At 72.3% G+C, this 13,691-nt stretch carries 12 protein-coding genes; 6 read left to right on the top strand and 6 right to left on the bottom strand.

Going from position 1 to position 13,691, the window contains the following annotated elements:
- Positions 1 to 66 precede the first annotated feature (66 nt).
- From FEF34_RS25295 to FEF34_RS25265, 6 genes are all read left to right on the top strand, one after another.
- Positions 67 to 1,425, top strand: coding sequence for a vWA domain-containing protein (locus FEF34_RS25295; RefSeq protein WP_138055198.1), 1,359 nt, complete (start codon positions 67 to 69; stop codon positions 1,423 to 1,425).
- 101 nt (positions 1,426 to 1,526) lie between these two features.
- Positions 1,527 to 2,732 carry an FHA domain-containing protein gene (locus FEF34_RS25290; RefSeq protein WP_138055197.1) on the top strand — a complete coding sequence of 402 codons (1,206 nt, stop codon included), beginning with the start codon at positions 1,527 to 1,529 and terminating at the stop codon, positions 2,730 to 2,732.
- Between the two features lie 460 nt (positions 2,733 to 3,192).
- Positions 3,193 to 3,597: a globin gene (locus FEF34_RS25280; protein ID WP_138055196.1), complete on the top strand. Its 405-nt coding sequence runs from the start codon at positions 3,193 to 3,195 to the stop codon at positions 3,595 to 3,597.
- A 219-nt stretch (positions 3,598 to 3,816) separates the two neighbouring features.
- On the top strand, positions 3,817 to 4,143 hold the full coding sequence (locus FEF34_RS25275) for a hypothetical protein (RefSeq protein WP_138055195.1): 327 nt from the start codon (positions 3,817 to 3,819) through the stop codon (positions 4,141 to 4,143).
- A gap of 2 nt (positions 4,144 to 4,145) precedes the next feature.
- On the top strand, positions 4,146 to 4,853 hold the full coding sequence (locus FEF34_RS25270) for an ABC transporter ATP-binding protein (protein ID WP_138055194.1): 708 nt from the start codon (positions 4,146 to 4,148) through the stop codon (positions 4,851 to 4,853).
- Positions 4,850 to 7,051, top strand: coding sequence for a hypothetical protein (locus FEF34_RS25265; RefSeq protein WP_138055193.1), 2,202 nt, complete (start codon positions 4,850 to 4,852; stop codon positions 7,049 to 7,051). Before FEF34_RS25270 ends, FEF34_RS25265 begins: the two co-directional genes overlap by 4 nt.
- Positions 7,052 to 7,495: 444 nt before the next feature.
- Here the strand turns inward: FEF34_RS25265 and FEF34_RS25260 are convergent, their stop codons facing one another.
- The 6 genes from FEF34_RS25260 to FEF34_RS44315 all read right to left on the bottom strand — a co-directional run bounded on the left by FEF34_RS25260 (position 7,496) and on the right by FEF34_RS44315 (position 13,464).
- Complete coding sequence (locus FEF34_RS25260; protein ID WP_138055192.1) at positions 7,496 to 8,164, bottom strand: hypothetical protein; 669 nt, start codon at positions 8,162 to 8,164, stop codon at positions 7,496 to 7,498.
- The gene (locus FEF34_RS25255; RefSeq protein ID WP_138055191.1) at positions 8,161 to 8,592 is read right to left on the bottom strand and encodes an acyl-CoA thioesterase; all 432 of its coding nucleotides are present in this window, start codon (positions 8,590 to 8,592) and stop codon (positions 8,161 to 8,163) included. The genes FEF34_RS25260 and FEF34_RS25255 overlap by 4 nt, the downstream gene beginning before the upstream one ends.
- A 12-nt stretch (positions 8,593 to 8,604) precedes the next feature.
- Positions 8,605 to 10,269 (bottom strand): energy-dependent translational throttle protein EttA, encoded by a 1,665-nt coding sequence (gene ettA / locus FEF34_RS25250; protein ID WP_138055190.1) that lies wholly within the window; start codon positions 10,267 to 10,269, stop codon positions 8,605 to 8,607.
- A 358-nt stretch (positions 10,270 to 10,627) separates the two neighbouring features.
- Positions 10,628 to 10,795 (bottom strand): hypothetical protein, encoded by a 168-nt coding sequence (locus FEF34_RS41440; protein WP_171053081.1) that lies wholly within the window; start codon positions 10,793 to 10,795, stop codon positions 10,628 to 10,630.
- A gap of 255 nt (positions 10,796 to 11,050) precedes the next feature.
- Positions 11,051 to 12,451, bottom strand: a complete 1,401-nt coding sequence (locus tag FEF34_RS25245; RefSeq protein ID WP_171053080.1) for a TQXA domain-containing protein — start codon at positions 12,449 to 12,451, stop codon at positions 11,051 to 11,053.
- Positions 12,452 to 12,672: 221 nt separating this feature from the next.
- Positions 12,673 to 13,464 (bottom strand): single-stranded DNA-binding protein, encoded by a 792-nt coding sequence (locus tag FEF34_RS44315; RefSeq protein WP_407698356.1) that lies wholly within the window; start codon positions 13,462 to 13,464, stop codon positions 12,673 to 12,675.
- Positions 13,465 to 13,691: the final 227 nt, after the last annotated feature.

The raw sequence follows: 13,691 nt of genomic DNA, 5'->3' as shown, positions 1-13,691 counted from the left end.
CTGCGTCCGTTCGGCACCCTTTCGTCGTGTCTGTCTGCCCAGCTGAGCCTCGAGGAGCCAGTTCAGATGGCCAATTTCTCCAAGTCGAACGTGCCGCGGTTCTCCGTCGAGGTGTACCAGAACGAGTTCCTGCCCGAGGGCGGGCGCGAGGTCAACGCGATCGTGACGGTCACCTCCACCGGCGGCGGCACGAGCGGTGGCTTTCCCGTCGCCGGAGCTTCCGCTTCCCCTTCGTCCATACCCGGGCGGCGGACGGACGCCGCCGTGGTCGTGATGGTCGACTGTTCGGGTTCCATGGACTATCCGCCCACGAAGATGCGCAACGCGCGCGACGCGACGGCCGCGGCGATCGACACCCTGCGCGACGGCACGGCCTTCGCCGTGGTCGCGGGCACGCACGTGGCCGCCGAGGTGTACCCGGGCGGCGGTCGGCTGGCGACCGCCGACGCGACGACACGGGCCGAGGCCAAGGAGGCGCTGCGCAGGCTGAGCGCCGGCGGCGGCACCTCGATCGGCACCTGGTTGCGACTGGCCGACCGGCTGCTCGGCGACGCCGACGTGTCCATCCGGCACGGCATCCTGCTCACCGACGGGCGCAACGAACACGAGGCACCGGAGGAGCTGAGGGCCGCGCTGGACGCCTGCGCGGGCCGGTTCACCTGCGACGCACGCGGCGTGGGCACGGACTGGGAGGTCAAGGAGGTCACCGGCATCGCCTCCGCGCTGCTCGGCACGGCCGACATCGTCGCGGACCCCTCGGGGCTCGCCGCCGACTTCACGCGGATGATGGAGGACGCGATGGGCAAGGAGGTCGCGGACGTGGCACTGCGGCTCTGGACGCCCGTCGGCGCGGAGATCGCGTTCGTCAAGCAGGTGGCACCCACGGTCGAGGAACTGACTGGCCGGCGCACGGAGGCGGGGCCGCGCGCCGGGGACTATCCGACGGGTTCGTGGGGCGGCGAGTCCCGTGACTACCACGTGTGCGTACGGGTGCCGGACGCCGGCGTGGGCCGGGAGATGCTGGCGGCACGGGCCTCCCTGATCATTCCGGATCCGGCAGGCGGCACCCCGCGGCCCCTCGCCCAGGGACTCGTGCGGGCGGTGTGGACCGACGACATGGCGGCTTCGACCTCCATCAATCCCCAGGTCGCGCACTACACCGGCCAGGCCGAACTGGCACAGGTCATCCAGCAGGGTCTGGATGCTCGCAAGTCGGGAGATTTCGACAACGCCACCGCGAAGCTCGGCCGCGCCGTCATGCTGGCGGCCGCCTCCGGCAACGAGGACACCGCGAAACTGCTGGCGAAGGTGGTGGACGTCGTCGACGCGGCGACGGGTACTGTGCGGCTGAAGGCAAGGGTCACGGAAGCGGACGAGATGACACTCGAAACGCGCTCCACGAAGACAGTTCGCGTGAAGAAGTAGACACGCGGCGAAGACGGACCAGCCGACAGCAGTCGAGAAACGACAAAGAGCACAAAGTGTCCGGCTCGCCGGCCGGACGGAGGAGAGGGGGAAGCGCCGACATGCCGACCTGCCCGAACGGACACCAGTCGGGTTCCGACGACTGGTGCGAGGTCTGCGGCCACCGCATGGCCGGGGCGGGGGCTCCGGCGGGCGCGGTTCCGCCGCCTCCCCCGCCCCCGGCCTCTTCGCCGCCGCCCGCACCGGGCTACGGATACCCGGGGCCCGGCGACCCGAACGCAACGGCCCAGGCGGAGCTGTGCCCGCAGTGCCGTACGCCCCGCGAGCCGATGGCGCCCTTCTGCGAGGAGTGCCGCTGGAACTTCCTCACGAACACGGCGACGTCGTACACCCCCGTGACCCCGCCCCTCCGAGGGACACCCGGCGGTCCGGGAGGACCCGGCGGACCGCCGCCCGGTCTGAATCTGCCGCCCGGCTTCCAGGCCCAGCAGCCGCCGCACCCGGACCCGTTCGACTACCAGGGCTCGCGGCCCTCGCAGATGAACCGGCCCGCCGAACCGATCGGCGGCGAGCCCCCGGCGCCCCGGCCTCCGCAGGCCGGACCGCCGGCCCCGCCGCCGTTCCCCCAGCCGGGCCAGTCCGGCTTCTCGGACGTCTCCGAGTCGCCCGGACAGCACCGGCCCCCGGGTCCGCCCGAGTTCAGCAGGCCGGCCCCGCAGCAGCAGGGGTTCCCGGCCGGTCCGCCCGCGCCTCCCGGCTTCCCGCAGGCCGTTCCGGCCCCGCCGCAGCCGACGCAGGGCGGCGGTGACGACTGGATGATCTCCCCGCCCTCGCAGCAGCACGCTCCGCACCACTCCGCGCAGCACCCGGCACCCCCGCAGCAGCAGGTTCCGTACGAGCCCGCGGGGTGGACCGCGGTCATCGCGCCCGACCGCGAGTACTTCATGGCGATGATGCAGCGCAGCGGCCCCGAGGCCGCCGGGCTGAACCTGCCCGCGTACTCCCCGGAGCAGCAACTCGCCCTCTCGGGCGACGAGGTGACCATCGGCCGCCGCCGGCACTCCACCGGCGAGTCGCCCGACATCGACCTGTCGGTGCCGCCGGAGGACCCGGGGGTCTCGCACCAGCACGCCGTGCTGGTGCAGCAGCCCGACGGCTCCTGGGCCGTCGTCGACCAGAACTCCACGAACGGCACGACGGTGAACGGCGCCGAGGACCCCATACAGCCCTACGTCCCCGTCCCCCTGCGGGACGGCGACCGGGTGCACGTGGGCGCCTGGACGACGATCACCATCCGCCGGGGCTGACGTCGGTCACCGGTCGGGCCCGGGCGCGCCGAGGGTCCAGGCGTACGGCCCCTCGGGGTCGTCCAGCCACGCCCACTGGCTGTCCCCGCTGACGGTGACCCCGAAGCGCTCCCGCTCCGGCCGGCCTTCACGCTGCCGGAGCGAGAGCGCTTCGTGCGGATCACGCCCAAGGTCAGCGTGAGCAGGAAGCGGAACTGCTCGCTCTCCGCCACCCGCCGCGGCAGCCCGCCGACGTGCGGGACCGAGGTCCGCACCGGCCCGCCTCCGCGCAGCGGGACGAAGTACGCGGGCGCGTGCAGGAAGCGCCCCTCCGCGTGGCCTTCGTCACACACCGCAGCACGACCAGCCCGTGGCGAGCGGGGCGAGGAGCAGTCCGCCCGGCACGCACCCGCCGGAGCGCTCTTCGGACCGGGGTCCTAGGGCCCGGGTCCTCGTCCGGTCCGTCTGAGACCATGGAGCGGTGAACGAGATTCCGCGGGGCACACTTCAGGAGCAGACCTTCTACGAGCAGGTCGGCGGCGAGGAGACCTTCCGCCGCCTCGTGCGGCGTTTCTACGAGGGCGTCGCCGAGGACCCCCTGCTGCGGTCGATGTACCCCGAGGAGGATCTGGGCCCGGCCGAGGAGCGCCTCACGCTCTTCCTGATGCAGTACTGGGGCGGTCCGCGCACCTACAGCGACAACCGCGGCCACCCCCGCCTGCGCATGCGCCACGCCCCGTTCACCGTCGACAAGGCCGCGCACGACGCCTGGCTCAGGCACATGCGGGTCGCGGTCGACGAACTCGGCCTCTCCGAGGAGCACGAACGGCAGCTCTGGAACTACCTCACGTACGCCGCCGCCTCGATGGTGAACACGGCGGGCTGACGCTCGGGCCGCCGGCCCACGGGGCACCCCGCACGAAGCGTCACCGCCTGCTCACTTCAGGCCACAGCTCGCCGACTTCCGGCCGTCTCGGCCCAGTCCCGTACCCGCTCACCTCACACAGCCCATAAGTTCACAGTCGCAACACATCGAACGGGCATCCGCATCCGGCGGGTGCCCTCTTCCTGTGGAGGCTTCGACGTGCGTCGGGGAACCTTGCGAGTGGGCGCGGTACTGATCGGCACGACGACGGCGTTGCTGGGAACGAGCGCGGCGTACGGCGACAACTTCTACGTCTACCAGGGCGACGACTTCGGGTTCATCACGTACAACCACAAGGCCGCGGGAGTCTGCGACCGGGAGGTCGACGGCTTCAACGTCTACGCGAACTTCAAGCGCACCGTCCCGAACACGGTCACCCGGGTCGAGGAGAAGGACGGGTACTGCAGGACCTCGACGACCGGCACATACCCCGTCCACCGGATCCAGGCGTGCGAGAACATCCCGGTGTTCCCCGACGCCTGCTCCGCCTGGAAGCAGCACCCGTAGCCATGACCGCCCCCACTCTGGAGGTCCGCGGCCTCACCTGCGCGATCGGCCGGCGCACGCTGCTGCGCCAGGCGGACCTGAGCGCCGAGGCGGGGACGTCCCTGTCCGTCATGGGACCGAGCGGCAGCGGCAAGTCCACGCTGCTGTCGTGCCTCGCAGGGCTGCACACCCCGCAGGCCGGGACCATCAGGGTGGTCGGTACGGACGTCGCCGCGCTGCGGCCCGGGCAGGCCGCGGCATGGCGGCTGCGCACCATCGGCTTCGTCTACCAGTTCGGCGAACTGCTACCGGAGCTGAGCGCGGTCGAGAACGCGGCGCTTCCCCTGCTGATCGCCGGCCGGGGGCGGCGCGACGCGTACGGCACCGCCGAGAGCCTCCTCGCCGAGCTCGGCGTCGGAGAGGTCGCCGACTCGCCCGCGAGTGTCCTGTCCGGCGGCGAGCGTCAGCGCGTCGCGGTGGCCCGGGCCCTGTCCACACGACCACCGCTGGTCCTCGCCGACGAACCGACCGGCGCCCTGGACGAACGCACCACGGACGACGTCTGCGACATGCTGTTCCGCCTGCCTGCCCGGTACGGCTGCGCACTGGTCCTGGTGACCCACAATCCGGTGGTCGCCCACCGCGCGGACCGCCTGCTGACCCTGCGCGAGGGCGCGTTGCACGACTCCGCACCCGGCACCGCGCACGACACGACGACGGCGGGGGCATGACCCGGATCAACCGGCGCGGTGCCACGGCCCAGTTGCTCGCCCTGGGACGCCGGCCGTACCCGGTGCACCGGGACCCGCGCCACGTCCTCCAGGCGCTCTGCCTGGTGCTTGCCGCGATGGGGGCCACCTTGCTGGTCTGGGGCCTGCAGGTCACCGACGCCGCGTACGACGGCCGCGACCTGCGGACATCGGCCCGCCACCCGGTACGCGCCGCGGCCGAGCCCGGCGCCCGCCCCACGGCACGGTGGTCGGACAGCCGCGACGTCGTCGGCGACAGGAGCTTCTCCGTCGTGACGATCGCCCCCCTCACCGCGGACGCCCCGCTGCCGCCGGGCCTGCCGCGCTGGCCGGAACCGGGCGAAGCGTTCGTCTCACCCGCGCTGCTGGAGGCCCTGCCGGCGGCGTCCACCCGCTACGGGAATCGGGCCGGGACCATCGCCGCGGACGGGCTCGCCGAGCCCTCCGAGTACCTCGTGTACCGGCGGCCGCCGCCCGGGACCGCGCTCTCCCCCGGCCCCGGAGGCATCGCCGGCATCGTCGGCTACGGCACCCCGCTCCCGGAGGCGTCCGACTTCGCCAGCCAGACCTTCGACCGCGCGGAGTCCGACGTCCGGTTGCTGATCGCTCCCCTGCTCGGGCTGCCCGTCGCGGTCCTGCTCGTCACCGCCTCCCGCCTCGGCGCCCGGCAGCGCGACCGGCGGCTCGCCGTCCTGCACGCCATCGGCGCCGGGCGGTCCGCACGCGCACGAGTCGCCGTGGGCGAGTGCCTGCGTCCCCTGGCGCTGGGCACCGCGGCGGCGGCCGTACCCCTGCTGGCCGTGACCCTGACCGGCGTACGGCTGCCCGTCACCGGCCACGCGATCGCGGCAGCCGATCTCGTACCTCTGCTCCTGTGGTTCCCACTCGCCCTGCTGCCGGTCCTGGCAACCCTGTGCCTGTCGTTCGCGGCACTCCACCTGCGCATCCGTCCCGCCGGGGGCAACCGGCCACGGCCGGCGCGGGACCGGCCGTCCGCCTGGCCCGGACGCGTCTGCTGCATCGGCACGCTCATGGCCCTGTGGGGCGCGGTGATCGGCCACCAGCCGGGGGTTCGGATCTTCATGCTCGGCCTGGTCCTCGCCATGGCCGGGCTGCCGCCGCTGCTGGGACGGGCCGCGGCCCGGGTGGCCGTACGGCTGACCGCACGCGGACGGGGAGACGCCGCCCGGCTGGTCGGAGGGCGCTGGGCAGCGGCCCACCCCGCGGTCATCGCCCGTTCCTGCGCCTCGCTCGCCGTGCTCCTGGGCCTGCTGACCCAGGTCCAGGTCCTGATCACGGAGTTGACGTCCGAGGCCCGCCACGCCACGGCGCTCGCCCGGCGACTGGACGGAAGGCTGCTCCACGTCTCCGCGGGGACCGACGACGAGAAGGCACGGGCGGGGTTCCTGGCGGCCCTCGGAGCCGGGGACCGTGTGCTGCGACTGGCACCGGGCGTGGAGGGCGCGCCGCCGGTGCTCACGGGGCACTGCCGCGATCTGGCGGCCCTGGCTCCCCTGTCCGTCTGCCCCGGTGCCGAGCCGGCCCCGGCCGTGCGGGTGTTCCGCGAGCGCACCGCCCGCACCGAGGCGCTGCGCTGGACGAGCCCCGGCGAGCTGAACGTGCGGTCGACGGCGTCACGAGCCCCGCTGACGGTTGGGGAGGGCGACTACGTCGTGCTGACCCGCGGGTCCGACGGCCGGGAGCACGTCGGCCGGGCGGCCTTCGCGAAGCTCGCGTCTCCGTCGGTGGTGGTGCCGGGTGACGAGTACGTCATCGGCTCGACCGCCCGCGCCCGTATCGCCGGCTGGGTCGTCCTCATCGCCGCACCCGGCTTCGTGCTCCTCGCGCTCATCGGTGCCGCGGTGCTGCTGCACGCCTATCTCGACCGGGCGGACCAACTGCGCCCGCTGGCCGGCTACACCTCGGGCGTACGGTTCCATCTGCGGACCGCCTGGTGGGGCTTGGGCGTGCCCACGGCCTGTGCCCTGGCACTGGCGACGGCGTTCGCCGGACTGCTCGGGGCGGTCAACCTCGCGTTCCTGGCCCCGTCGGGCGACTCCCCGCTCCCGCTGCTCGCCGGCGGGCTGGTGACGGCCGTGGTGCTCTGCACGGTGGCGACCGTGGCCGGCGGGCTGCTGTCGAGCCGGTTCACCCACCGGTGGGTGCCGCGCGGTGACTGAGCGGTGCGCACGGGAGCGAACCGGGTCCCGGCGCGGGACGACGGAGCGGGCACGCAGCCGAGCCTGGCCGGGTGGTCGATCGGCCGGACCAACGCCGAAACGCCGAGCCGATCGCCGCATCCTTGAGGATCCGCGACACCGACCGGGCCGCCACGACCCTGCCGATGTGGGGCGGGACACGGAGCCTGGTCCGAGACGGGATGCGCGACGAGTGCCGGACGGGACGACGGATCACTGCCGGAGCAGGCAGACGACCGGGACCCGAGGCGGAACGGCCGACACGTGCCGGACGGGACGAAGAACCACGGACGCGTGCGCGGGGAGCGGGCCGGGGCAAGGTCCGGGCCAAGGGCCGGGCCGAGCCGTCGCCCGAGGCGGTTCGGGGCGTGGCCCGGGGTCAGGAGGCGGGGCGTGGCCCGGAACCGGGCGGGACGTTACCCGGGGTCAGGCGGGGGTGACGTTCAGCGCACCGAGCCCCGCCCTGCGTACCGCGACCGAGCCGAACGGCGTGCGCAGCCGGAGCCAGCCACCGGAGGCCAGGAGCGCGGCGCCCGGAACACCGTCCGGGGTGGGGCGCAGGAAGCCCAGGGACTGGGCGGCGTGCACGGCCCGCAGCGGCAGGCCCGTCTCGTCGAGGGTCCGGGACCAGATCTCGCGGCCGATCCTGTCGCGCTCGGCGCGGGTGCGCCGCTCCACGGGCAACGCCTCGTCCCGTGAACGGAATTCGGCGACCGCGGCGGCCACCGCGCCCCGCATCCGGTCGACTTCGGGCAGCCCCGGAAGCTCTCGCCAGCCCCCGCGGGGAGGCAGTACCCCGGCCCAGGGCGGACCCGTGACGGCGGCCGGTACGGCGAGGGCCGAGCCCTCGACGGACTCCAGCAGCTCACCCGCGGACACGGTCGTGTCCAGCTCGACCGGCTCCGCCAGCCGCGCCGTCCGGATCGCGAGGACCTCGAACGACGGCGGCCGGCCGAACACGGCCAGCGCTCCCCCGCCGGCCTGCAGCCGCACGGCGGCGGCCCGGTCGTAGTGGATCAGCCGGCCGAGGAAGGCGGCGAGGTCCGCCGCCTCCCGGGCATCGGCCAGCCGCAGGGTCTGCACGGGCGCGGTCATGCCGCGAGCGCGTCCTTCACGTCTTCGTCCAGGTACTCCTGGAGGAAGGACTTCTCCTCGGCGGTGATACGGCGCGGACGCCCGGCCGCCAGGTCGTACGGGACGACGACGGTCGAGGCCCGGACGTACACCTGGTCCGGGTCCTTGATCTCGTAGGCGATCGTGAGCGACGCCGCGCCGACCTTAGTCACCCAGGACTCCACGGTCACCGGTTCGTGGCGGTGCACGAGCGGTCGTACGTAGTCGATCTCATGACGGGCCACGACGGACCCTCCGGAGAACGACGGGGAGCCGTTCCCCGGCGCCAGCCGGAACATGAAGTCGATGCGGGCCTCCTCCAGGTAGCGGAGGAAGACCACGTTGTTGACATGCCCGAAGGCGTCCATGTCCGACCAGCGCAGGGGACAGCTGTAGATGTGCCGAGCCACTTGCTGCCTGCCTCAGCCCCGGGTGAGCTTCTTGTAGGTGGCGCGGTGCGGGCGAGCCGCGTCCGGGCCGAGCCGCTCGATCTTGTTCTTCTCGTACGACTCGAAGTTGCCCTCGAACCAGAACCACTTGGAGTCGCCCTCGTACGCCAGGATGTGCGTGGCGACCCGGTCGAGGAACCAGCGGTCGTGGGAGACGACCACGGCGCAGCCCGGGAAGTCGAGCAGGGCGTTCTCCAGCGAGGAGAGCGTCTCGACGTCGAGGTCGTTGGTCGGCTCGTCGAGGAGCAGCAGGTTGCCGCCCTGCTTCAGGGTGAGCGCCAGGTTGAGGCGGTTGCGCTCACCGCCGGAGAGCACACCGGCGGGCTTCTGCTGGTCCGGGCCCTTGAAGCCGAACGCCGAGACATAGGCGCGGGAGGGCATCTCGACCTGGCCGACGTTGATGTAGTCCAGCTCGTCGGAGACGACAGCCCACAGCGTCTTCTTGGGGTCGATGTTCTCGCGGCTCTGGTCGACGTAACTGATCTTGACGGTGTCGCCGACCTTGATCTGGCCGGAGTCCGGCTTCTCCAGGCCCTGGAGCATCTTGAACAGCGTGGTCTTGCCGGCGCCGTTCGGGCCGATGACACCGACGATGCCGTTGCGCGGCAGGGTGAAGCTCAGGTCGTCGATGAGGACCTTCTCGCCGAAGGCCTTGTTGAGGTTCTCGACCTCGACGACGACGTTGCCCAGGCGCGGGCCCGGCGGGATCTGGATCTCCTCGAAGTCGAGCTTCCGGGTCTTCTCCGCCTCGGCGGCCATCTCCTCGTAGCGGGCGAGTCGCGCCTTGGACTTGGCCTGGCGGCCCTTGGCGTTGGAGCGGACCCACTCCAGCTCTTCCTTGAGGCGCTTCTGGCGCTTGGCGTCCTTCTGGCCCTCGACCTTCAGACGCGCGGACTTGTTCTCCAGGTAGGTGGAGTAGTTGCCCTCGTACGGGTGGGCGCGACCGCGGTCCAGCTCGAGAATCCACTGGGCCACGTTGTCCAGGAAGTACCGGTCGTGGGTGATGGCGACGACGGTGCCGGCGTACTTGGCGAGGTGCTGCTCCAGCCACTGCACGGACTCGGCGTCCAGGTGGTTGGTGGGCTCGTCGAGCAGCAGCAGGTCGGGGGACTCCAGCAGCAGCTTGCAGAGCGCGACGCGGCGCTTCTCGCCGCCGGAGAGGTTGGTGACCGGCCAGTCGCCGGGCGGGCAGCCCAGCGCGTCCATGGCCTGCTCCAGCTGCGCGTCGAGGTCCCAGGCGTTGGCGTGGTCCAGGTCCTCCTGGAGCTTGCCCATCTCCTCCATCAGCGCGTCGGAGTAGTCGGTGGCCATCAGCTCGGCGATCTCGTTGAACCGGTCGAGCTTGCCCTTGACCTCCGCGACACCGTCCTGGACGTTCTCCAGGACCGTCTTGCTCTCGTCGAGCGGGGGCTCCTGCAGCAGGATGCCGACGCTGTAACCGGGCGAGAGGAAGGCGTCACCGTTGGAGGGCTGCTCAAGACCGGCCATGATCTTCAGCACGGTCGACTTACCGGCGCCGTTCGGGCCGACCACACCGATCTTCGCACCGGGCAGGAAGCTCAGCGTGACGTCGTCAAGGATCACCTTGTCGCCGTGCGCCTTGCGCGTCTTGCGCATGGTGTAGATGTACTCAGCCAAGAGGAACCGTCCGGCAATCAGTGAGTGGGCAGATACACCCCATCTTGCCTGACCGCCACCCCGGGAACGAAACCCGTCCGGCCAAGCGCCTCTGACCTGCCTCTTCGCCGAGCATCCGCGTGGTCGGTCCATCACCGATCGTCGCCATCGACCGCCAACGAGCCCCCGGCACCGCCTCAGCCGGTCCCCGGCAAGGGCGAGTACCCGGCCGGTGCGGTCTCGACGACGTGGCTCATCCGCCCGGCGGCTGCACGGTGATCCAGACCGCATCCACCAGCCACCCCCGTGTACGCGGAGAGTGCGGCGCTCGGGTCGGATCCGTGCCGGGAGTGGTCACCGGTAGCCGGTGCTGTCGGTGTCAGCTGGTGGCGTCGGAGCGCCCTGAGGATCGCCGCCCATCGGCGGCGAGCTGCTCGCTCCTCAGTTCGGCGATCGTCCGCCGTCGCCACCTGACGGTCAGAACCGCTGCGGCCGCGCCGGCCAGAAGCGCGATGGCGACTCCGCCCCACACCAGCAAAGTGATCATGGATCCGAGCGACTCCAGTGCCCTCACCCCCGCTGGGCAGCGTACTGGTCCGGGGCATACGGCGAGCGGCCCCCACCGGAGCCGGGCAGCCACCCGGGCCGGGACCGCTCCGGGTGCCCGACGGCCCCGAGTCCTCGCAGACGACCGGCGGGGAGTGCCCTGCCCTCGTCACGGAAGGGCACGGCCCCGAAGCCGGGGGTACTCGGGCCGTCGGGGCCTCAGGGCCGTCGGGCCGTCGGGCGTGACGCCGGTCGCTCAGTCCTCCGTGGAGGGCGCCTTCTTCCTGCGTACGAAGAGGACCGCGGCGCCGCCGATGACCACGAAGCCGATGGCCACGCCCGCGATGATCGGGGTGGCGCCGGAGGCGCCGGTCGCCGCCAGGTTCTCGTCGACGGCCGTGCCGCCGGCCGAGGCCGCGCTGGGCCGAGGCTCCGGCTCGTCCGTGACGGGACCTGCGCTGCCGGTGGTCCTGCAGTCCAGCACGCCCTTGAAGTTCTTCGAGAACCCGCCCGGCCCCGTGATCGTGAAGTCGTAGGCCCGGTCCTCCGGGACGGGAACCGTCACCGTGCGGGACTCACCGGGTGCTATCGCGTGCTTGAGCCCCAGCAGCTCGAAGGTGAACTTCTCGTCGCCCTTGTTGGTGGCGGTGACGTCGATACCGCTCCCGGCGCAGTTCTTCTTCGCGGTGAGCGCGGGTATCGGGCCCTTCGTGGCCCAGGTGCCGGTGGCCGTCGCGGACACGGTGGAACGGCTGGAGCCGGCCAGGATCTGCGTCTGGCTCTTGGTCACCCCGGAGAACGCCCGCCCCACCGGCACGTTGGTGGTGGCCTGCAGGCTCAGAGCGGCCGTGCCGTCGGTAGCACCCGCCGGCACGTCGAAGTAGAGCCTGCTGCCGTCGACCGCGGTGGTGACGGGCTTGCCGGCTTCATCCGTCACGATGACGCCGCTGGCCGCGGAGTCCGCGGGCGGTGTCACGCTCACGCGGTCGGCGTCGGTGCGGACCGTGATGGGCCCGAGCCGCCCGCCGGCCTTCCCCGAGACCGCGTTCGGCTCCAGGCTCAGCGAGGCACGGGGCTCCTCGACGTTCTCGGCCTTCTTCTCGAGCCAGTCGGCGAGTTGTTCCGCCGCAGGATCGAGCGCCTCGACCTCGGCGCCGTCCGAGTACCGCCAGATCGCCACCTGTGTGCCGGCTGCCGCGGTCCGCTCGGTGAGCGGCCCCGTGCCCGCCCGTTCGGCCAGTGCCGTGAGGTCGTCGACCTGCGGATAGGAGTGCTGCAGGATCCACCGGATTTTCCCGGCACCGCTGTTGGCTCCGAGCGACGTCTGGTCCCAGGGGGTCTCCAGGTACTTCGCCTGTTCCTGGGTCGGGTTGTGTACGTCGATGCAGTAGGTCTTGAGTCTGCCCCCACCGTCGACGGTCATCTCGAACAGCCCGGCAGGCAGTTCGTGTCGCTGTCCGCCGTCGTGCAGGACGGCTCGGTCGAAGGTGGTCAGGCCGTCCAGCGTCGCGGACACACCACCCTGGTGCTCGGGGATGTCCTCGGCGACGGCCGGTCCGGCGGAGGCCAAGGCGCCCGCCGCGAACACAGCGGACACCAGGGCCGTCACGGCGAGCCGGGCGGCGCCCCGCCCGCGTACAGAGAGCGCAGTAAACACAGAATTCCCCTTCGGGCGAGGCCCTTTCGCGTGGGGTGCGTGGGGGGATTGCCTCGCCGGCAGACTCAAGTGCCCCGTGAGTTCTGAGGAATCCTAAGGACGTGGTGCGACCCGCTCCCCCGTCATACCGTCAGATAACCATTCCGAATCGGAATCGTTATCGCCGGTGGCGCGTCCCCGTTCGACTATCGACAAATCTCCACAGCTCCAGCTCAGGGCGGTCAGGGGACACCGACCTCAGCCGCGCTGCGGGCTCCGGGCGTGGATCCCGGAGTACGCGCCGGGCCGGAACGAGCTGATGCAGGAAGGCTCCCGGCCGCCTCGGCGCTCCGCATGCCCCCGGTCACCGCCGCCGTCGCCGAAGCGGCACGGGACCGGCCGCGAGCCCGGCCCGCCGACCCGGGCGAGCCCGCGCAGAACGGGTCCGCCTCGCCCGGTGCCGTCGGAGACGCCGGCAGGGCGGCCGAGGCGCGCTGAGCAACCACGGCCGGGACCGCCGAGGGCCCGGGCAAAGTCGAGTTCGCCGGTGCCGTCGCAGCCGTCGCAGCCGTCGGAGCTGTCGGAGCTGTCGGAGCTGTCGCTGGCAGCGGTACCCCTGACGGCATGGCAGGCGGCGGGGCCATGGCGCCTGCCGCTGCCGATTGACGGCCCGTCGGCTGTCTTTCCGTTCTCGTCACACGGCGGAATGCCGACGTCCCTCGCGTCAGGTCGTGCCCGGCCGCCACGGCGTCGACGTCGACCGACGTCCTGAGCTTGCCCTCCCACTCCTCCTCGCGCACCCTCAGACGCCCGTGCACGACGAGCGGTTCGCCCACCGCGACCGACGCCGCGAGATTGGCGCCCAGCGCACGCCAGGCCCACACCGTGTAGAAGCCCGTGGGCCCGTCGGTCCAGCCGTCCCGCTGCCGGTCCCACCGCCGCGAGGGCACGGCGAACCGGAAGCGAGCCCTGCCCCCGGCCGCCGACTCCCGGTATTCCACGGCCGTCGCGACATTCCCCACCAGCGTCACCATCACGTCACTCATGACGATCCCCCTGCCTCGTTGTCCGCTTCCGGAGTCCGCGCCGCTGCGCCGACGGATCCATGCTGCGCCGCCGGGCGCATTCCCGCTGACGCCTGTGGACACGGACACGACTGTGGAAAACCCCGCCGCCCTCCCGGGTGACGGGGTGCTCCCGAACGGCGGTCCGACGGCCTTTCCCCAGCCGTCCCGGCCTTCTCCCGTTCGCTCCGGAACCG

It is taken from the genome of Streptomyces marianii (assembly GCF_005795905.1).
GTDB lineage: Bacteria > Actinomycetota > Actinomycetes > Streptomycetales > Streptomycetaceae > Streptomyces > Streptomyces marianii.
Note: the sequence above shows the minus strand (reverse complement) of the source record. Positions and strands in the feature narration are given on the sequence as shown.